Origin of the sequence: Serratia sp. MMO-28, from assembly GCF_037199905.1 — a bacterium.
In the GTDB taxonomy this organism is placed as follows: Bacteria; Pseudomonadota; Gammaproteobacteria; order Enterobacterales; family Enterobacteriaceae; genus Chania; species Chania oryzae.
In genome coordinates this window covers 24,823-48,652 of the sequence record NZ_JBBCVB010000038.1, presented here as the reverse complement: position 1 = coordinate 48,652, position 23,830 = coordinate 24,823, and the positions used below count along the sequence as shown (strand labels likewise).

19 protein-coding genes are annotated in these 23,830 nt (G+C 56.7%); 12 read left to right on the top strand and 7 right to left on the bottom strand.

Features of this window, described 5'->3' with window-relative positions; genetic code table 11:
• Positions 1-524: 524 nt before the first annotated feature.
• The gene (moeB, locus tag WG891_RS24005; RefSeq protein ID WP_337264789.1) at positions 525-1,283 is read right to left on the bottom strand and encodes a molybdopterin-synthase adenylyltransferase MoeB; all 759 of its coding nucleotides are present in this window, start codon (positions 1,281-1,283) and stop codon (positions 525-527) included.
• Between the two features lie 2 nt (positions 1,284-1,285).
• Entirely contained in the window at positions 1,286-2,524 is a 1,239-nt protein-coding gene (moeA, locus tag WG891_RS24000; RefSeq protein WP_337264788.1) for a molybdopterin molybdotransferase MoeA, read from the bottom strand.
• A gap of 112 nt (positions 2,525-2,636) precedes the next feature.
• On the opposite strand from moeA, the gene WG891_RS23995 reads away from it, so the two are divergent.
• The 6 genes from WG891_RS23995 (at position 2,637) to gsiD (ending at position 9,727) form a co-directional block, all read left to right on the top strand.
• On the top strand, positions 2,637-3,173 hold the full coding sequence (locus tag WG891_RS23995) for a DUF924 family protein (protein ID WP_337264787.1): 537 nt from the start codon (positions 2,637-2,639) through the stop codon (positions 3,171-3,173).
• Between the two features lie 255 nt (positions 3,174-3,428).
• Positions 3,429-4,388: an isoaspartyl peptidase/L-asparaginase family protein gene (locus WG891_RS23990; RefSeq protein WP_337264786.1), complete on the top strand. Its 960-nt coding sequence runs from the start codon at positions 3,429-3,431 to the stop codon at positions 4,386-4,388.
• Positions 4,389-4,407: 19 nt separating this feature from the next.
• Positions 4,408-6,258, top strand: coding sequence for a dipeptide ABC transporter ATP-binding protein (locus WG891_RS23985; protein ID WP_337264785.1), 1,851 nt, complete (start codon positions 4,408-4,410; stop codon positions 6,256-6,258).
• A 24-nt stretch (positions 6,259-6,282) separates the two neighbouring features.
• Positions 6,283-7,818, top strand: a complete 1,536-nt coding sequence (gene gsiB / locus WG891_RS23980; RefSeq protein WP_337264784.1) for a glutathione ABC transporter substrate-binding protein GsiB — start codon at positions 6,283-6,285, stop codon at positions 7,816-7,818.
• 71 nt (positions 7,819-7,889) lie between these two features.
• The gene (gene gsiC / locus WG891_RS23975) at positions 7,890-8,810 is read left to right on the top strand and encodes a glutathione ABC transporter permease GsiC (RefSeq protein WP_337264783.1); all 921 of its coding nucleotides are present in this window, start codon (positions 7,890-7,892) and stop codon (positions 8,808-8,810) included.
• Between the two features lie 8 nt (positions 8,811-8,818).
• Positions 8,819-9,727, top strand: a complete 909-nt coding sequence (gene gsiD, locus WG891_RS23970) for a glutathione ABC transporter permease GsiD (protein WP_337264782.1) — start codon at positions 8,819-8,821, stop codon at positions 9,725-9,727.
• Between the two features lie 20 nt (positions 9,728-9,747).
• On the opposite strand, the gene WG891_RS23965 is transcribed toward gsiD, so the two are convergent.
• From WG891_RS23965 to ptrR, 5 genes are all read right to left on the bottom strand, one after another.
• Positions 9,748-9,984: a hypothetical protein gene (locus WG891_RS23965; protein ID WP_156294269.1), complete on the bottom strand. Its 237-nt coding sequence runs from the start codon at positions 9,982-9,984 to the stop codon at positions 9,748-9,750.
• Between the two features lie 322 nt (positions 9,985-10,306).
• Positions 10,307-13,384: a beta-galactosidase gene (locus WG891_RS23960; RefSeq protein ID WP_443006303.1), complete on the bottom strand. Its 3,078-nt coding sequence runs from the start codon at positions 13,382-13,384 to the stop codon at positions 10,307-10,309.
• 209 nt (positions 13,385-13,593) lie between these two features.
• Positions 13,594-14,436, bottom strand: coding sequence for an S-formylglutathione hydrolase (gene fghA, locus WG891_RS23955; protein ID WP_337264780.1), 843 nt, complete (start codon positions 14,434-14,436; stop codon positions 13,594-13,596).
• 16 nt (positions 14,437-14,452) lie between these two features.
• On the bottom strand, positions 14,453-15,577 hold the full coding sequence (locus WG891_RS23950; RefSeq protein ID WP_337264779.1) for an S-(hydroxymethyl)glutathione dehydrogenase/class III alcohol dehydrogenase: 1,125 nt from the start codon (positions 15,575-15,577) through the stop codon (positions 14,453-14,455).
• A 1-nt stretch (position 15,578) separates the two neighbouring features.
• Positions 15,579-16,472: a putrescine utilization regulator PtrR gene (gene ptrR, locus WG891_RS23945; RefSeq protein ID WP_337264778.1), complete on the bottom strand. Its 894-nt coding sequence runs from the start codon at positions 16,470-16,472 to the stop codon at positions 15,579-15,581.
• A 105-nt stretch (positions 16,473-16,577) separates the two neighbouring features.
• Here ptrR and WG891_RS23940 point away from each other — a divergent pair, with 105 nt between their 5' ends.
• From WG891_RS23940 to mglA, 6 genes are all read left to right on the top strand, one after another.
• Positions 16,578-17,738, top strand: a complete 1,161-nt coding sequence (locus WG891_RS23940) for a YbfB/YjiJ family MFS transporter (protein ID WP_337264777.1) — start codon at positions 16,578-16,580, stop codon at positions 17,736-17,738.
• Positions 17,739-17,985: 247 nt separating this feature from the next.
• The gene (gene folE / locus WG891_RS23935; protein WP_076941191.1) at positions 17,986-18,651 is read left to right on the top strand and encodes a GTP cyclohydrolase I FolE; all 666 of its coding nucleotides are present in this window, start codon (positions 17,986-17,988) and stop codon (positions 18,649-18,651) included.
• Positions 18,652-18,726: 75 nt separating this feature from the next.
• Positions 18,727-19,908, top strand: a complete 1,182-nt coding sequence (gene yeiB / locus WG891_RS23930; protein ID WP_337264776.1) for a DUF418 domain-containing protein YeiB — start codon at positions 18,727-18,729, stop codon at positions 19,906-19,908.
• Between the two features lie 129 nt (positions 19,909-20,037).
• Positions 20,038-21,075: an HTH-type transcriptional regulator GalS gene (galS, locus tag WG891_RS23925; RefSeq protein ID WP_337264775.1), complete on the top strand. Its 1,038-nt coding sequence runs from the start codon at positions 20,038-20,040 to the stop codon at positions 21,073-21,075.
• A gap of 177 nt (positions 21,076-21,252) precedes the next feature.
• On the top strand, positions 21,253-22,245 hold the full coding sequence (gene mglB / locus WG891_RS23920; RefSeq protein ID WP_337264774.1) for a galactose/glucose ABC transporter substrate-binding protein MglB: 993 nt from the start codon (positions 21,253-21,255) through the stop codon (positions 22,243-22,245).
• 70 nt (positions 22,246-22,315) lie between these two features.
• Positions 22,316-23,824: a galactose/methyl galactoside ABC transporter ATP-binding protein MglA gene (mglA, locus tag WG891_RS23915; RefSeq protein ID WP_337264773.1), complete on the top strand. Its 1,509-nt coding sequence runs from the start codon at positions 22,316-22,318 to the stop codon at positions 23,822-23,824.
• The last annotated feature ends 6 nt before the right edge of the window (positions 23,825-23,830 follow it).

The following is a 23,830-nucleotide window of genomic DNA, read 5'->3' as shown; positions in this document are numbered from 1 at the left end:
CAGAAAGCTGTTAACGATATTAAACGCGATGCTGCGAGATAATAGGCAATGGGTGACAAATTAATCATCACCCATTGACTTTAAACACAGCTGCTCTCCCTGTGGGAGAGGTAACCGCTCGAATCTGAGTCTGTCGGTGAATTCTTCTTTCTCGATAGCAGCAGGCGTAACGTAAATCTGCATCGAGCGGTGAGCTTCTCCCTCTCCCTGTGGGAGAGGGCGGGGGTGAGGGGCTTGTCGTCCGGCGATTGTCCCCTCACCCTAACCCTCTCCCCAAGGGAGAGGGAACTGGTTAGTCTTAACTGACAAATAGTTGCCGCTGATGCGGCCTTTTTTAGCATTCGACTTTGTTCAGCCGCACACCATAGCGGCTAACCTGTTCTATCACGTGTATCTTATCCATTCCTTTCTGACGGCAATAATTCAGCCCTTCACTATTTGATCTTATTAGCTATGGAGCGCAATGCGCTCCGTTTACGGTAAATAAACATAATCGGTTGGTTTATGCATCCTTGCGGGGGAATTCAGGTGTTTTTGCTACACACTTCGCACTGCGGATCCTTCGGCAGCTTCATCTCGCGGAACTGCATGCTCATGGCGTCAAACATCAGCAATTTCCCCACCAGCGGTTGGCCGTAATGGGTCAGCAGCTTGATTGCTTCCATTGCCTGTAGCGTGCCGATCGTGCCGACTAACGGTGCCATTACCCCGGCCTCCACGCAGGTGAGGGCGTTTTCACCAAATAAGCGGCTCAGGCAGCGATAGCAGGGTTCCCCAGGCTGATAGGTAAACACGCTGAGTTGGCCTTCCATGCGGATAGCAGCACCCGAAACCAGCGGCTTACGCTGTGCATGGCACAGGCGGTTTAGCAGATCGCGTGTGGCAACGTTATCGGTGCAGTCCAGCACCACATCACAGGCGGCAATCTGCGCCGCCATGTGTGCCTCATCCAACTGATCGGCGACCGTATCGATACGGATGTGCGGATTGATCGCGCTCAGCTCAGCGCGCGCCGAATCCACTTTCGCTATGCCGATGCGGGCATCGCGGTGCAGGATCTGGCGCTGCAGATTAGAGAGTGAAACCGTGTCGAAATCAACCAAGGTCAAGTGGCCGACGCCTGCGGTAGCCAGATAAGGCGCTGCCGCACAGCCCAAACCGCCGAGCCCGACGATCAGCACGTGTGCAGCTTTCAGCTTTTCCTGGCCGTCGAAGTCAAAACCACGCAGCACGATCTGGCGGTTATAACGCAGCGTTTCAGCATCGGTTAATTCCGGCAGCATGTTCAGTTCCCCAGTAATCCGTTGAAAGGTTCGATATCCACCATTTCACCGGCAGCGACAAATCCGCGTTCGCGCTCCAGTACGATAAAGCAGTTGCCTTGGCTGTAGGAACTGAACACGTGTGAACCTTGATGGCCGGTGCTGCTCACTTCCAGCTCGCCTGTGGCGTTGCTGCTGAAGATGCCGCGTTGGAAATCGAGGCGGCCCGGTGATTTCTTCAGCGGCGTCAGCGCGCGTGCTTTCAGGCGGGCCGGTAAGCGCCATTCGCTGTGCCCGGCCAGCTTGGCAAGCAACGGTTGCACCAATTGATAGAAAGTCAGTGCGGCAGAAACTGGGTTACCCGGCAGGCCGCAGAACCAGGCGCGTTGCAGCTTGCCGAAGGCGAAAGGTTTGCCAGGTTTGATCGCCAGCTTCCAGAAGCCGACTTGGCCGAGTTCATCCAGCATCTGCTTGGTGTAATCGGCCTCACCGACCGAAACGCCACCGCTGCTGATCACCACGTCCGCCTGGCTATCCGCCTGATTGAACGCGGCGCGAAGGGCTGCCTGATCGTCGCGGATAATCCCCAGATCGATCACCGTGCAGCCAAGCTGTTCCAGCATCAGGCGCACCGCAAAGCGGTTGGTATCGTAAATCTGCCCCGCCTGTAACGGTTGGCCGACAGGTTGCAGTTCGTCACCGGTAGAAAACACCGCGACCTTCAGCTTGCGCATCACCTGCACCTCGGCCACGCCCAGCGAAGCCAGCAGCGGCAACTGTGCCGCCCCGAGCTTAACCCCGGCAGGCAAGACGCTGGCACCCTGACGAATATCTTCTCCCGCCAGCCGGATATTCTGCCCGCTGCGTACTGGTGCGTTGAAGCGCACACCGGCCTCGCTCACCTCTGCCTGTTCCTGCATGATCACCGCATCGGCCCCCGTTGGGATCGGCGCGCCGGTCATAATGCGGAGACAGGTCTTGGCTGGCCACTCGCCGGTGTATGGCGCGCCGGCAAAGGCTTTACCCGCCACCGGTAACGGCGCGTTGGTGTTTAATTCGTTGGTGCGCACCGCGTAACCGTCCATCGCCGAGTTAGCGAAAGGGGGCACATCGATAGGGGAAATCACTGCCGCCGCCGTAATGCGCCCGGCGGCGCTGGTCAGCGCAATGGATTCACTCTCTTGCAGTGGCGCAACCTGGGAGAGCATGGTCTCCAGTGCCTGCTCAAGGGAGATAAGGTCGGAAGTATGGCAATGATCCATAAAATAAGCTCCATAATCAGCGTGCGCGAGTTTTTCGGCAAAGTGCGGCTATTATGGCAGATAACGCCGGAGGGGAGAATGATGCTCCTGAGGTCAACAATAGGAAACGACAATGCACAGACAGATACTGGATTTCTGGTTTACAGAGATTAACCCGGTGATGTGGTTTAAAAAAGACGATGATTTTGATCGTCTGCTACATACCCGCTTCAGCCAGGTTTGGCATGCGGCGTCACGGGGGGAATTGGCACACTGGCGCGCCACGATAGAAGGGCGGTTGGCGGAGATTATCGTGCTCGATCAGTTCAGCCGTAATCTGTTTCGCGACACACCGCGTGCTTTTTCCTGTGATGGTATGGCACTGGTATTGGCGCAGGAGGCGATCGCGAGCGGATTATGCGAACAGCTCAGCATTGAGCAGCGCGGTTTTCTTTATTTGCCGTTTATGCATTCCGAATCCGTGCAGATCCATCAACAGGCATTGGCGTTGTACAGCGAATTAAATAATGGCGATCAACTGGAATATGAAATACGTCATAAAGCCATTATTGAGCGTTTTGGCCGTTATCCACATCGTAATGCGATATTAGGCCGGGAATCGACGCCAGATGAGCGTGAATTTCTGCTGCAACCGGGCTCGGGGTTCTGAATATTTTGCTGCGCGTCCAGCGGGCTGGGCGCGACAGCATTACGTTGCAGGTACGGAGATAACAGGATGTTTTTATTCTATTAAGTTCTTTCAACGTACAAAATAATCTAAGCAAATCCTGGCCGAAGACTTTGTGCTTTACATCGTATGCCGGGCTAAATATAGTCGAAAAAGACAGAATAATAATTATCCCCTTCAAGTATGACGGGTATATCAGTTCCGCCAGATATTGAGTTAACACAGGATGTCAGGTCAATGAGCAAACCAGTGATTGCCATTCATGGCGGAGCGGGGGCAATTACCCGTGCCGCGTTGAGTGCTGAAAAGGAACAACGTTATATTCAGGCGCTTTTCGATATTGTTGCCGCCGGGCAGGTGATTCTGGCACAGGGCGGCAGCGCGCTGGATGCGGTTACGGAAGCAGTCAGGCTGTTGGAAGAGTGCCCGTTATTTAATGCGGGCAAAGGGGCGGTATTTACCCATCAGGGCACCCATGAGCTGGACGCCTGCGTGATGGATGGCCGCACCCGTGACGCAGGGGCGGTTGCCGCTGTCAGCCGGATACGTAACCCAATCCTCGCGGCGCGTGCGGTGCTTGAGAACAGCAATCACGTGCTGTTTGCCGCTGAAGGTGCCGAACGCTTTGCCGCTGCCCACGGCCTGGAAATGGTCGAGCCCGACTTCTTCTTTACTCAGGAACGCTTTGACCAACTGCACCGCGCCCAGGCGGAACTGGGGCGCGTGCTGCTCGATCATGACGGTGCGGCGCTGCACGGTGACGATCCTCTCGACCCCGATCGCAAGTTTGGCACCGTAGGGGCCGTGGCGCTGGATGCTTTGGGTAACCTGGCGGCCGCGACCTCGACCGGCGGCATGACCAATAAACAGGCTGGGCGCATTGGCGATACGCCGATGATTGGCGCTGGCTGCTATGCCAACAATGCTACCGTCGCGGTGTCCAGCACCGGCACCGGTGAAATCTTTATGCGTAATCTCTCGGCCTATGACGTTTCCGCATTGATTGAATATGCCGGGCTAAGCCTGCAACAGGCCTGCGATAAAGTGGTGATGGAAAAGCTGCTGGCGATGGGCGGCAGCGGCGGGTTGATCGCCATCGATCGCTTCGGCAACGTGGCACTGCCGTTCAACAGTGAAGGCATGTACCGTGGCTTTGGCTATGTCGGTGATGCCCCTTCCGTCGGTATCTATCGCTGAACGTTAAGCGGAGGGGCGCATGAGCGATGCCATCATCTTGCCGCCGCAGCGCGTGCTGGCGGTGAGCGATCTGAGCGTACAATTCCGTCAGGAAGGAGAAACCATTGCGGCGGTGCGCAATCTGGCCTTCAACGTGGATCGCGCCGAAACGCTGGCGATTGTGGGTGAATCCGGTTCCGGTAAATCCGTCACCTCGCTGGCGCTGATGCGTCTGGTGGAACAGGGCGGCGGTGAACTGACCCGCGGGGTGATGCAGTTTCGCCGCCGCAATGGCCAGGTGCTCGATCTGGCGCAGGCCAGGCAGAGCACCTTGCGCACCCTGCGCGGTGCCGATATGGCGATGATTTTTCAGGAGCCGATGACCTCGCTCAACCCGGTATTCCCAGTGGGGGAGCAGATCGCCGAGTCGTTACGCCTGCATCAGCACATGGATCACCGCAGCGCCAAACGCGAAGCGTTACGCATGCTTGATCGGGTGCGCATCCCCGAAGCGAAAAATGTGTTGGATCGCTATCCGCACCAGCTTTCCGGCGGCATGCGCCAGCGGGTGATGATCGCCATGGCGCTGTCGTGCAAGCCGGCGTTGCTGATCGCCGATGAACCGACTACCGCGCTGGATGTCACCATTCAGGCGCAAATCTTGCAGTTGATCCGCGAATTGCAGCAGGAAATGCAAATGGCGGTGATCTTTATCACCCACGATATGGGCGTGGTCGCCGAGATTGCCGATCGGGTGCTGGTGATGCATCAGGGAGCAAAGGTAGAAGAAGGCGACGTGCGCGCGCTGTTTGCCGCGCCGCAACAGCCTTATACCCAAGCGCTGCTGGCAGCGGTGCCAAGGCTGGGTTCGATGAAGGATCAGGACTTGCCGGCCAAATTCCCCTTGCCCGGCAGCGCAGACAATGGCGCACCGCAGGATACCTTGCAGGCCGGAGCGGCACCGATCCTGCAGGTGGAAAACCTGGTCGCGCGTTTTGATTTGCGCAGCGGCATTCTCAACCGCGTCACCCGCCGCGTGCACGCGGTGGAAAACATCAGTTTCGATTTATACCCCGGCGAAACGCTGGGGCTGGTGGGGGAGTCCGGCTGCGGCAAGTCCACCACCGGGCGCGCGCTGCTGAAGCTGGTCGATAGCCAGCACGGCACCATTACTTTCAACGGCCAGCGGATCAATCAGCTTAAAGGCGCGGCGTTGCAGCATTTGCGGCGCGATATCCAGTTTATCTTTCAAGACCCTTACGCTTCATTGGATCCGCGTTTGACCGTGGGTTTCTCGATCATGGAACCGTTGTTGGTGCATAACGTGGCGCGCGGTGCCGAGGCGGAAAAGCGCGTGGCCTGGCTGCTGGAGCGGGTTGGGCTGCTGCCGGAACATGCGCGGCGTTATCCGCACGAGTTTTCCGGCGGCCAACGCCAACGGATCTGCATTGCGCGCGCGCTGGCGCTCAACCCGAAAGTGGTGGTGGCGGATGAAGCCGTTTCTGCGCTGGATGTGTCGATACAGGCGCAGATCGTGAATCTGTTACTCGATCTGCAGCGTGAGTTTGGCATCGCTTTCCTGTTTATTTCCCATGATATGGCGGTGGTGGAGCGCATCAGCCACCGCGTAGCCGTGATGTATCTCGGCCAGATTGTTGAGATCGGCCCGCGCCGCAGCGTATTTGAAAACCCACAGCATGCCTATACCCGCAAGCTGATGGCTGCGGTGCCGGTTGCCGATCCGGCCCAAGCTCATCAACGCCAGCCACTGCTGGTGGATGAAATACCCAGCCCGATCCGCGCGCTGGGCGACGACCCCGTTACCGCACCTTTAGTGCAGGTTGGGCCGGGGCACTTTGTGGCCCGCCATCCGATTGCCGGTGCCTTTTAGCCTTGCCTCAGGAGAGAAAACGATATGACCATGCAGAGATTTAAACGCAATGTTCTGGCCGCCGCTCTACTGGCTGTGGCCGCTGGTCCGGCCTGGGCCGCCAAAGATGCGGTGATTGCCGTGGCGTCTAACTTCACCACGCTCGATCCGTACGATGCCAACGACACCCTGTCGCAGGCGGTGGCTAAATCCTTCTATCAGGGGCTGTTCGGCTTCGATAAAGACATGAAGCTGGTTAACGTGCTGGCGGATAGCTATGAGGTGAGCCCAGATGGCCTGACCTATACCATCAAGCTGCATCCGGGGGTGAAATTCCACGATGGCAGCGATTTCAACGCCGAAGCGGTGAAAATTAACCTGGATCGCGCCAGTAACCCGGAGAACCGCCTCAAACGTTATAACCTGTTCAGAATGATCGATAAGACCGAGACAGTGGCACCGGATACCGTCAAGATTGTGTTGAAAACGCCTTTTGCGGCGTTTATCAACAACCTGGCACATCCGGCAGCGGTGATGATCTCCCCGGCGGCGCTGAAACAGTACGGTAAGGAGATCGGTTTCCATCCGGTGGGAACCGGCCCTTACCAGTTTGAAACCTGGAACCAGACCGATTTTGTCAAAGTGAAGAAGTTTGACGGTTACTGGAAAGCCGGGCTGCCGAAACTCGATACCATCACCTGGCGCCCGGTGGTAGATAACAACACCCGTGCGGCGATGCTGCAAACCGGTGAAGCCACCTTTGCCTTCCCGATCCCTTATGAGCAGGCCAGCGTGCTGGAAAAAAACGCTAAGTTGGATCTGGTGGCCGCCCCGTCAATTCTGCAGCGCTATATCAGCATGAACGTAACGCAAAAGCCGTTCGACAACCTGAAAGTGCGCCAGGCGCTGAACTACGCCATCAATAAAGACGCGCTGATTAAAGTAGCATTTGCAGGCTATGCCGTGCCTGCAGAAGGACCGGTGCCACCGGCAATCGACTTTGCTGCTCGCTATCAACCTTGGCCCTACGATCCGGCCAAGGCGCGTGAACTGCTGAAAGAAGCCGGTTACCCGAACGGTTTTACCACCACGTTGTGGTCTTCTCATAACCACAGTACCGCGCAGAAGGTGCTGCAGTTTGCCCAGCAACAGCTGGCGCAGGTTGGGGTGAAGGTGACGGTCACGGCAATGGATGCGGGGCAGCGTGCGGCGCAGGTGGAGAGCGTGGGTGTGAAGGACACCGGCGTGCGGATGTTCTATACCGGCTGGTCGGCATCGACCGGTGAGGCCGATTGGGCGCTGTCGCCGCTGTTCTCTACTCAGGCGGCACCGCCGAAACAGTTCAACACCGCGTTCTACAGCAACCCGCAGGTGGATGAGGATTTGGCAGCGGCGCTGGCAACCACCGATCGCACCAAGCGGCAGGCGCTGTACCAACAGGTGCAGGACCGCATCTGGGCCGATGCCCCGTGGATCTTCCTGGTCACTGAGCGTCTGCTCTCGGCAAATAACAAACAGCTGAGCGGTTTCTATGTGATGCCGGATGCGTCATTCAACTTCGACAACGCAGACCTGAAATAAGGCACCCTCCGCGCTAATGAGTCGCTCCCTCTCCCTGTGGGAGAGGGTTGGGGTGAGGGGAATTGCACGTAATGCTTAATTACTTTCTTAAACGCCTGCTGGGGCTGATCCCAACGCTGCTGATTGTGGCGGTGCTGGTGTTCCTGTTTGTTCATCTGCTGCCGGGCGATCCGGCGCGGCTGGTGGCCGGGCAAGACGCCGACGAAGCGGTGGTGCAACTGGTGCGCCAGGACTTGGGGCTGGATAAACCGCTGCTGCAGCAGTTTGTGCGTTTCTTCGTCAACATTCTGCAGGGCGATTTTGGTACCTCGATGGTCTCTAAGCGCCCGGTCAGTGCAGAGATCGCCTCACGCTTTATGCCCACGTTCTGGCTGACGATCGCCAGCATGCTGTGGGCGGTGATCTTCGGTATGGGGATCGGTATGACTTCCGCCGTGTGGCGCAACCGCTGGCCTGATCGGCTGGGCATGACGCTGGCGGTGTCAGGCATCTCTTTCCCGGCCTTTGCGCTGGGGATGCTGCTGATGCAGGTGTTTTCGGTCAATCTGGGCTGGCTGCCCACGGTGGGGGCAGATAGCTGGCGGCACTATATTCTGCCCTCCGTCACGCTGGGCGCGGCGGTGGCTGCGGTGATGGCGCGTTTTACCCGAGCCTCGTTTGTCGAAGTGATGCAGGAAGACTATATGCGCACCGCGCGCGCCAAGGGCGTGCGGGAGTCGCTGGTGATCGTCAAGCACGGGCTGCGCAACGCGATGATCCCGGTGGTGACCATGATGGGCCTGCAGTTTGGTTTTCTGCTGGGTGGCTCGATCGTGGTGGAAAAGGTATTCAACTGGCCAGGATTAGGGCGCTTGCTGGTGGATTCGGTAGAAATGCGTGATTACCCGGTGATCCAGGCCGAAGTGCTGTTGTTTTCCCTGGAGTTTATTCTGATTAACTTGTTGGTGGATATGCTGTATGCGGCGATCAACCCTTCCATTCGCTATCAATAGGCGGCCGCATGATTAAGCATTGGCGGCGAAATGCCGCACTGAAAGCGATGCCGCAGGTGAACCCTCATGCGGTGCGTACCCCTTGGCATGAATTCTGGCGGCGTTTCCGGCGGCAGCATGTGGCCATGGTGGCCGGGCTGTTTGTGCTGTTGCTGGTGGCGGCGGCGCTGTTGGCACCCTATCTGGTGCCCTATGATGCGGAGAACTACTTCGATTACGATCGGCTGAACGACGGCCCTTCGCTGCTGCACTGGCTGGGGGTTGATTCCCTCGGGCGCGATATCTTCAGCCGTATTCTGATGGGCGCGCGTATTTCCCTGGCGGCCGGGGTGTTTTCGGTCTTGGTGGGTGGAGCGATTGGCACGCTGCTTGGTTTATTGGCCGGGTATTATGAAGGCTGGTGGGATCGCATCGTGATGCGCATCAGCGACGTGCTGTTTGCCTTCCCCGGCATTCTGCTGGCGATTGGCGTGGTGGCGATCATGGGCAGCGGTATGGCCAACGTGATTGTTGCAGTGGCGATTTTCAGCATCCCGGCGTTTGCCCGTTTAGTGCGTGGTAACACGCTGGTGTTAAAACACCTGACCTACATTGAATCGGCACGCAGCATTGGCGCTTCTGACTGGACCATTATCCTGCGGCATATTCTGCCGGGCACCATTTCATCCATTGTGGTCTATTTCACCATGCGTGTCGGCACCTCGATTATCACCGCCGCCAGCCTGTCGTTTCTTGGCCTGGGCGCTCAGCCGCCCACGCCGGAGTGGGGGGCGATGCTTAATGAGGCCAGGGCCGATATGGTGATCGCACCGCACGTGGCGATCTTCCCCAGTTTGGCGATTTTCCTCACCGTGCTGGCGTTCAATCTGTTGGGCGATGGGCTGCGCGATGCGCTGGATCCGAAGCTGAAGGGTTAAATGCTTAGCCCAAGGAAGGGTTATCGAAAAATAAACCATGTATCAAGAATCAGTAATAATATGCCACCGATTAAAACGGTAAGGGTTTCTGACCAGTACTTCAGCGGCTCATCACCTCTGCGATAGCAGTATTTTGTTGATGTGAAGCGATAACGGCCATGAAACTCACCTGTTCTGAGAGCAGTTATCCCCCAATGCAGGCCTCCAACCCCACCAAATGCAAGTACAATGTAAAAAACAATATCAGATACTGACATTTGCTACCCTTTACTCTGGTGACACTTTCTTATCTTACATGGCAGTCATGTAAAATAGCATCTAAGTTCAATTGAGGAAGATGTTTAAGGAAGGAAGCAAATTTCAGGCGTAAAAAAACCGACTGGTGAGGCCGGTTTTTTTGCTTTCCTGTACGAAGTTGGCGGCGAGTGGTCCACATCTAACGTGAGCACTATACGTCAAATCTCTCCATACTGAAATACAGTGGTTCCGCGCTTTGCTTAAGGAACTGTACGTCTTTGCTTGTCGTTTACCAAGTTGGGCTTGAGTTTAGGTGCCACCCGGAGCAGGTGACACAGGAGATTACCTCTGCATCCAGGTGACTTCATAATGGTAGTGATTCGCCGTTAGCAGGAACTCGGGGCTGACGCTGGGGCTCCAGGAGTCATCACCGCCCACGCCCATATGGAAACCGTCCAGGTTGAGCCAGGTGCCCGCTTCTTCCTGCAGCAAATGCTGATGCGTTGTCTCCATCAACTGCTGCTGGCTGTAACGGCTCAGGCCAAAGTGGAAACGGCCCTGCCACTGCCAGCGGCCAAAGGTGAGCTGGCGGGTATCACAGCGCAGGCCGTTTTCGCTGGGGAAAATATACGGTGTGTGCAGGGCTGCTAACGGCAGCACCCAGCGCCCTTGCTGTGCTGCTAGCTGGCGATCTGGGTAGTTCTCGTGCGGCCCCAGGCCCAGCCACTCAACCGCTGCGGCGGTTTCTGCCAACTGGCAGCTCAAGCCGATGCGCGCGGGTGCGGGTACGCCACTGGCGAGAACGACATCCACGCTGATATGCAGCTTTCCAGCGCGATCGAGCAGATAGGTTTTGCGGCTGATAAACAGTGGCTGCTGCTGGCTGCTGTAGCTGTGCACCGTTGAGATTTGCACGCCATGCCCGAGGGCGTCGGCGTTGAAGGACAGCAGTTGGCTTTCCAGCGCGTACATGCCGGCTTTTTTCCAGCGTTCTACCCAGGCATTGGGATCGATACGCGTTGCTTCGCTGACGCCGATATCGTTATCCAGCGGTGCCCGCACAAACTGGTCGCGCAGCGGGCTCAAGAACTGCGGCTCACCATCACGCCACCATTGGATCAGGTAACCGCGGGTGGTACAAAATTGCCAGCGCTGCTGCCCGTGGGTGATTTCCACCGTCTCTGGATGAGCGATCAACTGCGGCAACGGGCCGCTGCTGATATCGGGCAGTGCCAGCGCGTGCGGTAAGCGCCACTGGTCCCAGGCGCAGCGGTGGCCCGCGGCGGCCCAGGCCGTTGCCCTTGGCTGGCGGACCTCAACATTCAGCCATAGCTCACCGCTGCCTTGTACCTGTGGCATCTCACCCAGCACTAGGCGTTGGGTGCCTTGCGGTGGGATGTCCAGTAACTGCTCGCCTTGGGCGATGCACTGCCCGTCCAGCTCCAGCCGCCAGAACAACTGTTCATTGTCGGTAGGGCGGAACAGGTATTCACTGGTGACCTCAATGGTCAGCGGCGCTTCTGGCTGATGCCGAAATTGGAAAAACTGCTGCGCGCGCTGCGCCTCATACAGAGCGGGATGGGGGGTACGATCGGGGAACACCAGCCCATTCATACAGAACTGGCGATCGTTAGGGGTATCGCCGAAATCACCGCCGTAGGCCCAGTAACGCACGCCGTCTTCACCGGTGCGGGTCAGCGCCTGATCCACCCAATCCCAGACAAAGCCACCCTGCAAGCGTGGGTGCTTACGGAATGCCTGCCAGTAGCGGTCAAAACCACCGAAGCTGTTGCCCATCGCGTGAGCATATTCACATAGGATCAGCGGACGATGCTCATTCGGCAGGCCGATCCATTTTTTGATCGACCACTTCGGCACCTGCGGGAAGGGCTGGTCCTGATCTACGCGCGCGTACATTGGGCAGACAATGTCGGTGGCAGCGGTATCTGCACCGCCACCTTCGTACTGCACCGGGCGGGTTGGATCGCTGCTTTTGATCCAGCGGTACAGGGCGTCGTGCGCGCTGCCGTGGCCGGACTCATTGCCCAGCGACCAAATGATAATGCAGGGATGGTTGCGATCGCGCTGCACCATGCGCGTGACGCGCTCACTCAGGGCAGGAAACCATACCGGATCGTCCGTCAGGCGGTTCATCGGCTGCATACCATGGGTTTCGATATTGGCTTCATCCACCACGTACAGGCCGTAGCGATCGCACAACCGATACCAAAGCGGATGGTTAGGATAATGTGAACAGCGCACCGCGTTGAAGTTATGCCGCTTCATCAGCAGGATATCTTGTAGCATGGTGGCTTCGTCCATCACCTGCCCCTGTTCCGGGTGATGCTCATGGCGGTTGGTGCCGCGAATCAGAACGGGTTTGCCATTCACCTTTAGCAGGCCGTCGCTGATTTCTACCTGGCGGAAACCCACGTCATAGGCTTCTGCCTCAATCAATGAACCGTCGGCCGCCAGCAAGGAGACCACGGCGCGGTACAGATGAGGCTGTTCGGCGCTCCACAGCGCGGGCTGTTCCACTGCTAAGCGTAGGGTGGTGCGATCGTCATAGCAGCCGCGTTCGTCAATAATTTCGCTGCCCAGTGGCTGCTGGTGTGTGGCGGTGAGTTGCTCACCCTGCCAAAGCTGAACGCGTATGGAGCAGCCCGCCGTTGGCGATTGAACCTGTACCAGCGCCTCTAGCTCAGCGTGATAAAAACCCGGGGCCAGATGGGTGCGTAACTGAATATCGCTCAGATGGCTGCTTGGCTTATGCAACAGGCTAACATCGCGGAAAATACCGCTCATGCGCCACATGTCTTGATCTTCCAGATAGCTGCCGTCGCTCCAGCGCAGCACCATCACCGCCAGCCGGTTTTCGCCGGGCCGCAAGGCGTTGCTCAAATCAAACTCGGCGGGTAGGCGGCTGTCTTGCGAATAGCCAATCCAAACACCGTTACACCACAGATAGAACGCTGAATTGACGCCGTCGAAAATAACCCGCGTCTGCCCCTGTTGCAGCCAGCTTTCGGCCACCTCAAAGGAGAGGGAATAGCAGCCGGTCGGGTTCTGTTGCGGCACGAATGGCGGTGTGACCGGGATTGGGTAGGTGATATTGGTGTAGATCGGCACGTCGTAACCGGCCATCTGCCAGTTAGACGGCACCTGAAGCGTGTCGGCATCGTCCAGATCCTGCTGTAACCAGCGTTCTGGCACGGCTTCTGGCTGGGTGAAATAGCTGAACCTCCAGGCACCGTTGAGCAAGGTTCGCTGTGCTGAAGGCTGGTCAAATTGCGCCTGCTGCTCGTCACGCCAGCTGGCAAACGGCGGGTGTGCTGGCAGGCGGTTATAGTGGGTACAGGCTGGGTTTTCCCAGTCGCGCCGGGCAAGGATTGAGGCTAATGAGGCAGGAGCAGACGGAATATCAACAGGATTCATGGGGATACCTTGGCTGAAATGTCATATCAATGATGTGCGGTAACATGAAGGGCAACGATCCGCTTGTAAAGGCGTTCACGCCGCTAAAGCGAAGAGGATCACAAATGGGGGGCAGGCCGGTAAAACCGGGGCCTTAAGCGATAAGGAAATCGCTGTTTGTGGCTACCGAGTGCAGCCACAAACAGCTAAAAAAATCAGCGGAAGAGATGCTCGGCATGGAAGCGCAGGTGATCTTCGACAAACGTAGCAATAGTGAAATAGCTGTGGTCGTAACCCGGTTGAGTACGCAGCGTTAGCGGCCAGTCGAGCTGACGTGCCAGCTCGGCCAGCTTCGCCGGTTGCAGTTGATCGGCCAGAAACTGATCGCCATCGCCCTGATCCACCAGAATAGGCAGTTTTTCTGCGCCGTTCGCCAGCAGGTGGCAACTGTCGTATTGCAGCCACTGGCTCTCGTCGTCACCCAGGTAGGCGGCAAAGGCTTTACGCCCCCACGGCACCTGACAAGGGTTAACAATCGGCGCAAAGGCCGATACGGAACGGAAGCGCTGCGGATTGCGCAAGGCCATCATCAGCGCGCCGTGGCCGCCCATCGAGTGACCAAAGATGGACTGACGATCGCTGATGCTGAAATGCTGCTGAATCAGCGCGGGCAGCTCATCGCTGATGTAATCGTACATGCGAAAGTGCTTATCCCAAGGGGCCTGGGTGGCGTTGAGATAAAAACCCGCCCCCTGGCCCAGATCGTAACTCGCGTCGTTGGGCACGTCGTCGCCGCGCGGGCTGGTGTCGGGCATCACCAATACCAGCCCCAGTTCGGCAGCGATGCGTTGGGCACCCGCCTTCAGCGTGAAGTTTTCATCATTGCAGGTCAGCCCCGACAGCCAATACAGCACCGGCGGGGGATTGTCATCGCGCGGCGGCGGCAGATAGATGCTGAAAGTCATGTTGCAATTCAGGCTCTGCGCCGCGTGGCGGTAACGCTGTTGCCAGCCACCGAACATGCGGTGCTCTTCGAGAAGTTCTAATGACGTGTTCATCTCTCTGCCTCCTGGCTTATTGGTCAAAATGGATCACCGAACGGATCGACTTGCCTTCATGCATCAAATCGAAGGCGTCGTTGATCTGCTCTAACCCCATGGTGTGGGTAATAAAGTCATTCAGGGCAAATTCGCCGTCCATATAGCGCTGCACAATGCCGGGGAGCTGGCTGCGGCCTTTCACGCCACCGAACGCGGAACCGCGCCATACGCGGCCGGTTACCAGTTGGAATGGGCGGGTAGCAATCTCTTCACCGGCACCGGCAACGCCGATAATCACCGATTCCCCCCAGCCTTTGTGGCAGCACTCCAGCGCCGAGCGCATCACGTTGACGTTACCGATGCATTCGAAGGAGAAATCAACGCCGCCGTCGGTCAGCTCAACGATCACTTCCTGAATCGGCTGGCTGTAATCTTTCGGGTTGATCAGATCGGTGGCACCCAGCTTACGTGCCAGCTCGAACTTGCTGGTGTTGATATCGATGCCGATAATGCGGCTTGCACCGGCCATCTGAGCGCCGATAATCGCCGAAAGGCCAATGCCGCCCAGGCCAAAGATTGCCACGGTATCGCCCGCTTGCACTTTGGCGGTGTTCAATACTGCACCCATACCGGTGGTGACGCCGCAGCCCAGCAGGCAGACCTCTTCCAGCGGCGCTTCTTTGCTGATTTTGGCCAGCGAGATTTCTGGCACCACGGTGCGTTCGGCGAAGGTGGACGTACCCATATAGTGGAAAATCGGCTTGCCGTCTTTAAAGAAGCGCGTGGTGCCGTCGGGCATCAGCCCCTTGCCCTGGGTAGCGCGGATCGCCTGACACAGGTTGGTTTTACCGGATTTACAGAATTTGCACTCGCCGCATTCCGGGGTGTAGAGCGGGATGACGTGATCGCCCACGGCGACGCTGGTTACGCCTTCACCGATCGCTTCCACGATGCCACCGCCTTCGTGGCCGAGGATCGCCGGGAATACCCCTTCAGGATCTTTACCAGACAGCGTGTAGGCATCGGTATGGCAAACGCCGGTGGCGACGATCCGCACCAGCACTTCGCCTTTCTGCGGTGGCATCAGATCGACTTCTTCGATCGTCAGCGGCTGATTCGGGCCCCAAGCTACGGCCGCGCGGGTTTTGATCATCTCCATTCTACTTCTCCTCAGTGTTTTCAGTGGCCGCAGTGTCAGCCTGCTCAATAATCAGTTCTTTCAATGCGCGGACGTTGGGCCCGAACGCATCGCGTCGCCACAATAAACAGGTGGCGGTTTCAGCAATCTCTGGCGGTAACGGGTGCACTTTTACCCGTTCAAAGCCCGGTAATAAATTAAGTACCGAATGCGGGATCATTGCTAACCCGGCACCGCTGGCCACGCAGGCCAGCATGGCGTGATAGGACTGGATCTCCATAATCTGGCCGGGCACTGCGCCGCTGTGTTTGAACCAGGATTCCAGCCGCAAACGGTAAGAACAGCTGGCACGGAAGGCGAACAGGGTTTCCCCTTTGGCATCGTGCGCGTTTTCGATCGGGGCATGGTCCAGACAGGAAATCACCACCATGCGCTCCGGGAAGGCGATACAGCCGTTCAGTTCATCGTGCTGCAATGGGCCATCTACCAACGCTGCTGCCAGCGTACCGGCGCGGACCCGTTCGATAATTTCCCCCGAGGTGCCGGTAGTGAGCGACAGCGCGGCCAGCGGGTAACGCTGGTGATAAGCTGCCAGCAAACTCGGCAGGCGGGTGGCGGCGGTGCTTTCCATTGACCCCAGGGCAAAGTTGCCTGCCGGTTCCCCGGCGTGAGTGATGCTCATGGCCTCTTCGCTCAGCGCCAGGATCCGCTGGGCGTAACAGAGAAAATTATGGCCCATTGGCGAAAGCCGCAGCCGCTGTTTTTCACGAATAAACAGATCGGCCCCCAACTCCTGCTCAAGCTGGCGCAAACGCGTGGTCAGGTTCGATGGGACGCGGTGCAACTGCTCGGCGGCACGGGCGACGGAGCCGGTTTCGGCCACGCTGCAAAACATGCGCAGTTGGGTCAGATCCATTACTTTCTCTTTTTGTGATGAACTTGGTTAGTATTATTCAGTTTTTGTGAGTGTAATACTGCTGCATGATAGTCGCAACTTTCTTCTAACATTCAGGAATCACCCATGGCGTTAAGAATTGCTCTGAGTGGCTTTATTGCGTTGATTGTCGCGATGGGCATTGGCCGTTTTGCCTTTACGCCACAGGTGCCGCTGATGATAGCTGAGCAGCAGTTTACCCTGACCGGGGCCGGGCTGGTGGCAGCGCTGAACTACCTGGGCTACCTGTGTGGCGCTTTTGACGCCATGCGCGCCAGCCGCCACGTCGAGTGCCGTTTGTGGCTCGGCGTTTGGGGCGTAGTGCTCTTCACTCTGTTGTCGGCAGTGGTTGATGGCGTGTGGTGGCACGGAGCGGTGCGCTTGATGATTGGCTGGGCCAGCGGCTGGTCGATGGTGCTGGTGGCGGCGTGGACCAACGAACGCTTGGCTCATTTCGGCCGCCCGGCGTTAAGCGCCGCCGTGTTTGCCGGGCCGGGTGCCGGGATTTTTATCAGCGGTATGTTGGCCGTGGCAATCAACAGCCTGGCACTGAGTGCCGCACAGGCATGGCTGGTGTATGGCGTGCTGGCTTTGGTGTTGGTTGGTGTTATCAGCATTAATCTGCCGCGGGCTGGAGATCTGCACCGCCCGGAGACGGCTCCGGAACCGCTGGTGCTGACGCCGGCCTTGAAGCGCCTGGTATGGAGCTATAGCCTGGCTGGCTTTGGCTATATCCTGCCCGCCACCTTTCTTTCGCAGATGGCGGCGGCGCGTTTCCCCGGCAGCCTGTTTGCCCAGTTTGTCTGGCCGATTTTTGGTGGTGCGGCGGTGCTGGGGATCGTCATCGGTATTCTGACGCGCCATAAGCTCACAACGCAAAGCCGCTTGGCCATCACCTTATGGGTGCAGGCGCTGGGCGTGCTGTGTGCTGAGTTGGTGCCGGGTGTAAGCGGGCTGGTGCTGGGCGCACTATTTACCGGCGGTGGCTTCCTCAGTGTGGTACAGCTTTCCATTCTGCACGGCAGGGAGTTGGCCCCTCATCATGCGCGCTACATGGCAGGGTTGCTGACCACCGGTTATGCGTTAGGGCAACTGGTTGGCCCCGTCTTGTCGGCGGTTTCAACCGCCTTGACCCAACGGCTGGAGCCCGCACTGTATGTCGCGGTGGTGGCGTTGGCGATCGCCGGTTTGCTGGTGATCAATACGCCGGCGCGGGCCGCGACAAAAAACGAGCATAACGCTGATTGAATTCCGTACAAAAAACACGGGATAGCCGCAGCCCGCCTGCCAGGGGCTGGATGCGGATATTTCACTCAATGATGAAGCACAATCACTGGATAAACGCTTCGCTCTCATCTAGAGTGGGGGAAAATCTTGACCGGGTTCACGCTATATGGCGTCTGAACTCAGTAGTTAAAAAGAATGAGACACCGCAAATCTGCTAGTGATTGGCCTAGCAGGCATTGTCGGAGCCGCCTGCCGGAGAAATATACCCATGACATCGTTAAGTAATGAAGCTGCACTGGTGCACGCAGCGCTCGAAGCGCGCGGCCTGGAGACCCCCTTGTGCGGGGAAATGTTAGACCGAGAAACGCGTAAAAGCCGCATCAAAGAACACATGACGGAAATCATGAAGTTGCTGAATCTCGATCTGTCTGATGACAGCCTGGCAGAAACGCCGCATCGCATTGCGAAAATGTATGTCGACGAAATTTTCTCCGGGCTGGATTATGCCAACTTCCCGAAAATCACCGTCATTGAGAACAAAATGAAGGTGGATGAAATGGTCACGGTGCGGGATATCACCCTGACCAGCACCTGTGAGCACCATTTTGTGACCATCGATGGGAAAGCGACGGTGGCATATATCCCGAAAGATGCGGTGATAGGCCTGTCGAAAATCAACCGTATCGTGCAGTTCTTCGCCCAGCGCCCGCAGGTGCAGGAACGTTTGACCCAGCAGATTCTGGTGGCGCTGCAAACCTTGCTCGGTACTAATAACGTGGCAGTATCCATTGATGCGGTCCATTATTGTGTTAAGGCCCGTGGGATCCGCGATGCGACCAGCGCCACGACCACCACCTCTCTGGGAGGGCTGTTCAAATCCAGCCAGAACACCCGTCAGGAGTTCCTGCGTGCGGTGCGTCACCATCAGGGGTGAGAATGAGTGCTTCGGTAACGAAGAGAATAGGCGCCTGCGGGCGCCTTTTTAACGATCTGAATACAGCGGTATAACATGAACCATCATGCAACAACGTCGCTGCCGCGCATTGCGACGTTGGACTGTGCTCGCGGTATCGCCATTCTCGGCATTCTGCTGATGAATATCAGCGCTTTTGGTCTGCCGAAAGCGGCCTATCTCAACCCGGCTTATCTCGGTATCCCTCCGGCACGCGATGCCTGGACCTGGGCGTTGCTGGATCTGTTTGCCCAGGCCAAGTTTCTGGCAATGTTTGCGCTGTTGTTTGGTGCAGGTCTGCAACTGTTGTTGCACCGCGGTAAAGTATGGATACGCGCCCGCCTGTCGTGGCTGGTGCTGTTTGGCTTGGGGCATGGGGTTTTCCTGTGGGATGGCGACATTCTGCTGGCCTATGGGCTGATCGGCCTGGTGTGCTGGCGTATGATTCGCGACGCCAAAGACACCATTACGCTGTTGAAAACCGGGGCGGTGCTGTACGCGATCGGCATTGCGGTATTGCTGCTGCTGGGATTGATATCGCACGCTGAGCCGGGCAGTTTCTGGCAGCCGGGTGCGGCGGAATTGCAGTATGAGAAATTCTGGAAGCTACAAGGGGGGATGGAAGCCTGGCGCAGCCGCCTGGATCTGCTTTCCTCCAGCCTGTTGGCGATTGGCGCGCAGTATGGCTGGCAACTGGCCGGTTTGATGCTGTTTGGCGCGGGCCTGATGCGCAGCGGCTGGCTGCGCAACAGGTATACCCCTGCTCACTACCGGCGTTTGGCGGCCTGGCTGATACCGCTTTCATTGTTGATTCAGTTGCCGGGTGTGGCGCTGCAGTGGCACCTGAACTGGGACTACCGCTGGAGCGGTTTCTTGCTGCAGGTACCGCGTGAGCTGGGGGCGTCATTGCAGGCGATGGGCTACCTGGCACTGGTTTACGGTTTTTGGCCCACCTTTTCCCGCTGGCGTATCAGCCATTGGCTGACGCAGGTTGGGCGCATGGCGTTGAGCAATTACCTGCTGCAAACGCTGATCTGCACCACGCTGTTTTACCGTTTTGGTCTTTACCAGCAGTTTGATCGCTTGCAGTTACTGGCGTTTGTCCCGCTGGTGTGGCTGGCTAACCTGTTGTTTTCTAACCTATGGTTGCGTCATTTCAAGCAAGGCCCGATGGAGTGGCTGTGGCGCTGGCTGACGGCCATGGCCGCCGGTGACAATGCGCAGCAGAAAGCAAACTGAGATCTGGCGCAGGCAGGTTAAAAAAATGTATGTAAACGTTTTCTTTCCTGTGACGTAATTCACGCTGAGGAGGATGACAATCGGAGTAGGATAGTGCCATTGTCAACTTTTCTGACTCCAGGGCGTTCCATGAATTCTGTCCATCCGATCACCATTCGCGACGTTGCGAAGCGTGCAGGCGTGTCTGTGGCTACCGTTTCGCGGGTGCTGAACAACAGCGCCCTGACTAGCCCGAAGACGCGTGAACAGGTGCTGCAGGCGGTTGCGGAACTGGGCTATCGGCCAAACGCCAATGCCCAAGCGCTGGCCACGCAGAGCAGCGATACGCTCGGTGTGGTGGTGATGGATGTCTCCGATCCCTTTTTTGGTGCCTTGGTGAAAGCGGTTGACACCGTAGCGCAGCAAAACCACAAATACCTGCTGATCGGTAACAGTTATCACCAGGCGGACAAAGAGCGTCATGCGATAGAAGTGTTAATCCGCCAGCGGTGTAATGCCTTGATTGTCCATGCAAAAGTGCTGAGTGATGCGGAACTGATCGCCTTTATGGATCAGGTGCCGGGCATGGTGCTGATTAACCGGGTGATAACAGGTTACGAGCATCGCTGCGTCGGGCTGGACAACGTATTCGGGGCCGAGATGGCGCTGCGTCTGCTGTTGTCGCAGGGCCATCAGCGCATCGGCTATCTGGGTTCCAATCATCCGATCGAAGACGGCCCGCTGCGCCAGCAGGGGTACAGCCAGGCCATGATGGCCGCCGGTATTTCACCAGCAGAGAGTTGGCGTGCCTATGGTTCACCAGACTTGCAGGGGGGCGAAGCGGCGATGGTGGAACTGCTCGGCCGCAACCTGCACCTGAGCGCGGTCTTTGCCTACAACGATGCCATGGCCGCCGGTGCCATGGCGGTATTGAAAGAAAACGGTATCACGGTGCCACAGCATTTCTCGCTGGTGGGGTTCGATGATATTCCCATCGCGCGCTACACCAGCCCAAAATTGACCACTATCCGCTATCCTATTGTTTCTATGGCAACTCTGGCCACCGAACTGGCGCTGAAAGGCGCCGCTGGGGCGCTGGAGCCGCAAACCTCGCATATTTTCATGCCGACGCTGGTGCGCCGCCATTCTGTGGCACCGTGGCAAAGTGAGGTGGCGGTCACTCTCTAAACATTTAGTGTTGTGTAACCGTTTTCAATCTGTGAGAAAATTCACAGAATATTAACATCACGCTGTCTATGCTCTATAACCAAAGTGCTGGGAGTGGCAAGCCCGTCGGTGCCGCCTCCAGTACGGTGGGTATCACTTTCATACCGAGTACGACCCTCTACAAACCGGAGACAGACAATGAATAAGAAGGTTTTCACCCTGGCCGCGCTGGCCGCAAGCATGATGTTTGGCGCTGCCGCTCACGCAGAAACTCGTATTGGTGTCACCATTTATAAATACGACGACAACTTTATGTCGGTAGTGCGTAAGGCCATTGAGAAAGATGCCAAGGCGTCTCCGGACGTCACGCTGTTAATGAATGACTCGCAGAATGACCAATCCAAGCAGAACGATCAGATCGACGTGCTGATTGCCAAAGGAGTGAAAGCTCTGGCGATCAACCTGGTGGATCCGGCCGCCGCACCGGTGGTGATTGATAAAGCGCGGGCCAACGATATTCCGGTGGTGTTCTACAACAAAGAACCTTCGCGCAAGGCGCTGGACAGCTACGACAAAGCCTATTACGTCGGTACCGATTCTAAAGAATCCGGTGTGATTCAGGGTGAACTGATTGCCAAACACTGGAAAGCCAACCCGAACTGGGATCTGAATAAAGACGGCCAGATCCAGTATGTGCTGTTGAAAGGCGAACCAGGGCATCCGGATGCTGAAGCGCGTACCACTTACGTGGTGAAAACGCTGAATGAGAAAGGCTACAAAACTGAGCAGCTCCAGCTGGATACCGCGATGTGGGACACCGCTCAGGCTAAAGACAAGATGGATGCCTGGCTGTCTGGCCCGAATGCCAACAAGATCGAAGTGGTGATTGCCAACAACGATGCGATGGCCATGGGGGCCGTAGAGGCCCTGAAAGCGCATAACAAAACTAGCATTCCGGTCTTTGGCGTGGATGCATTGCCAGAAGCGCTGGCGCTGGTGAAATCGGGCGCGATGGCCGGCACCGTGCTGAATGACGCCGAAAACCAGGCGAAAGCCACCTTCGAGCTGGCAAAAAATCTGGCGGCGGGTAAACCAGCGGCCGATGGCACCCAATACAAGATCGAAAATAAAGTCGTGCGTATCCCTTACGTGGGTGTAGATAAAGACAATCTGTCTCAGTTTGTTAAATAAGTATATTGCGATGCAATGACCCCGCCGAACATCGGCGGGGAGTTCATTATTAGAAAACCCAGGTATATTTATGGCCGATAACTCTCGTGAGTGGCTGTTGGAAATGACCGATATTAATAAGTCATTTCCCGGCGTAAAGGCATTGGATAATGTCAATCTGCGCGTTCGTCCGCACTCCATTCATGCGTTGATGGGGGAAAACGGCGCGGGTAAATCGACGTTATTGAAATGTCTGTTTGGCATTTATAAAAAAGATTCCGGCAGTATCCTGTTCCAGGGGCAGGAAATAGATTTCAAGAGTTCGAAAGAGGCGCTGGAACACGGCGTTTCTATGGTGCATCAGGAATTAAACCTGGTTCTGCAACGTTCTGTGATGGACAACATGTGGCTGGGGCGCTATCCGACCAAAGGCCTGTTTGTCGATCAGGACAAAATGTACAAAGACACCAAAGCCATCTTCGACGAACTGGATATTGATATCGATCCGCGTGCGAAAGTGGGCACGCTGTCGGTATCCCAGATGCAGATGATCGAAATTGCTAAAGCGTTCTCGTATAACGCCAAGATCGTCATTATGGATGAACCGACCTCTTCATTGACGGAGAAAGAGGTGAAACACCTGTTCACCATTATCCGTAAACTGAAAGATCGTGGCTGCGGTATCGTTTATATCTCCCATAAGATGGAAGAGATTTTCCAGCTGTGCGATGAAATTACCATTCTGCGCGATGGCCAGTGGATTGCCACCCGGCCGCTGGAAGGGTTGGATATGGACAAGATCATTTCGATGATGGTTGGCCGTTCGCTGAGCCAGCGCTTCCCCGATCGCCAGAATACGCCGGGAGAGGTGATTCTGGAGGTGAGGAACCTGACCTCCCTGCGCCAGCCTTCGATCCGCGATGTCTCTTTTGACTTGCACAAGGGCGAGATTCTGGGGATTGCCGGTTTGGTGGGGGCCAAGCGTACCGATATTGTGGAAACCCTGTTCGGTATCCGCGAGAAAGTCGCCGGTACCATCAAGCTGCACGGCAAAAGTATCAATAATCACACCGCCAATGAAGCCATTAACCACGGCTTTGCATTGGTGACGGAAGAGCGCCGCTCAACCGGTATTTATGCTTATCTGGACGTCGGTTTTAATTCGCTGATCTCCAATATCCGTAATTACAAAAATAAAGTGGGCTTGCTGGACAATACCCGGATGAAAAGCGACACCCAATGGGTGATCGATGCTATGCGGGTAAAAACGCCGGGGCACCGTACCAATATTGGTTCGCTTTCGGGGGGCAATCAGCAGAAAGTGATTATCGGCCGTTGGTTACTGACGCAGCCGGAAATATTGATGATGGATGAGCCGACGCGCGGTATTGACGTGGGAGCCAAGTTTGAAATTTATCAGTTAATGACCGAGTTGGCGAAGAAGGGCAAGGGGATCATTATTATCTCTTCTGAAATGCCAGAGCTGCTGGGAATTACCGACAGAATACTGGTGATGAGTAATGGTCAGGTTGCGGGCATCGTGAATACCAAACAGACCTCGCAAAATGAAATACTGCGATTAGCCTCCTTGCATCTTTAAGGATCG

Bases quoted from the DNA above. Each gene is read 5' to 3' on its own strand.
- gsiD (WP_337264782.1), top strand. From the start codon at position 8,819: ATGATTAAGCATTGGCGGCGAAATGCCGCACTGAAAGCGATGCCGCAG.
- moeA (WP_337264788.1), bottom strand. From the start codon at position 2,524: ATGGATCATTGCCATACTTCCGACCTTATCTCCCTTGAGCAGGCACTG.
- WG891_RS23985 (WP_337264785.1), top strand. From the start codon at position 4,408: ATGAGCGATGCCATCATCTTGCCGCCGCAGCGCGTGCTGGCGGTGAGC.
- ptrR (WP_337264778.1), bottom strand. From the start codon at position 16,472: ATGGATCTGACCCAACTGCGCATGTTTTGCAGCGTGGCCGAAACCGGC.
- WG891_RS23990 (WP_337264786.1), top strand. From the start codon at position 3,429: ATGAGCAAACCAGTGATTGCCATTCATGGCGGAGCGGGGGCAATTACC.
- WG891_RS23965 (WP_156294269.1), bottom strand. From the start codon at position 9,984: ATGTCAGTATCTGATATTGTTTTTTACATTGTACTTGCATTTGGTGGG.
- yeiB (WP_337264776.1), top strand. From the start codon at position 18,727: ATGAACCATCATGCAACAACGTCGCTGCCGCGCATTGCGACGTTGGAC.
- folE (WP_076941191.1), top strand. From the start codon at position 17,986: ATGACATCGTTAAGTAATGAAGCTGCACTGGTGCACGCAGCGCTCGAA.
- WG891_RS23940 (WP_337264777.1), top strand. From the start codon at position 16,578: ATGGCGTTAAGAATTGCTCTGAGTGGCTTTATTGCGTTGATTGTCGCG.
- WG891_RS23995 (WP_337264787.1), top strand. From the start codon at position 2,637: ATGCACAGACAGATACTGGATTTCTGGTTTACAGAGATTAACCCGGTG.
- fghA (WP_337264780.1), bottom strand. From the start codon at position 14,436: ATGAACACGTCATTAGAACTTCTCGAAGAGCACCGCATGTTCGGTGGC.
- gsiC (WP_337264783.1), top strand. From the start codon at position 7,890: ATGCTTAATTACTTTCTTAAACGCCTGCTGGGGCTGATCCCAACGCTG.
- mglB (WP_337264774.1), top strand. From the start codon at position 21,253: ATGAATAAGAAGGTTTTCACCCTGGCCGCGCTGGCCGCAAGCATGATG.
- moeB (WP_337264789.1), bottom strand. From the start codon at position 1,283: ATGCTGCCGGAATTAACCGATGCTGAAACGCTGCGTTATAACCGCCAG.
- galS (WP_337264775.1), top strand. From the start codon at position 20,038: ATGAATTCTGTCCATCCGATCACCATTCGCGACGTTGCGAAGCGTGCA.
- mglA (WP_337264773.1), top strand. From the start codon at position 22,316: ATGGCCGATAACTCTCGTGAGTGGCTGTTGGAAATGACCGATATTAAT.
- WG891_RS23950 (WP_337264779.1), bottom strand. From the start codon at position 15,577: ATGGAGATGATCAAAACCCGCGCGGCCGTAGCTTGGGGCCCGAATCAG.
- gsiB (WP_337264784.1), top strand. From the start codon at position 6,283: ATGACCATGCAGAGATTTAAACGCAATGTTCTGGCCGCCGCTCTACTG.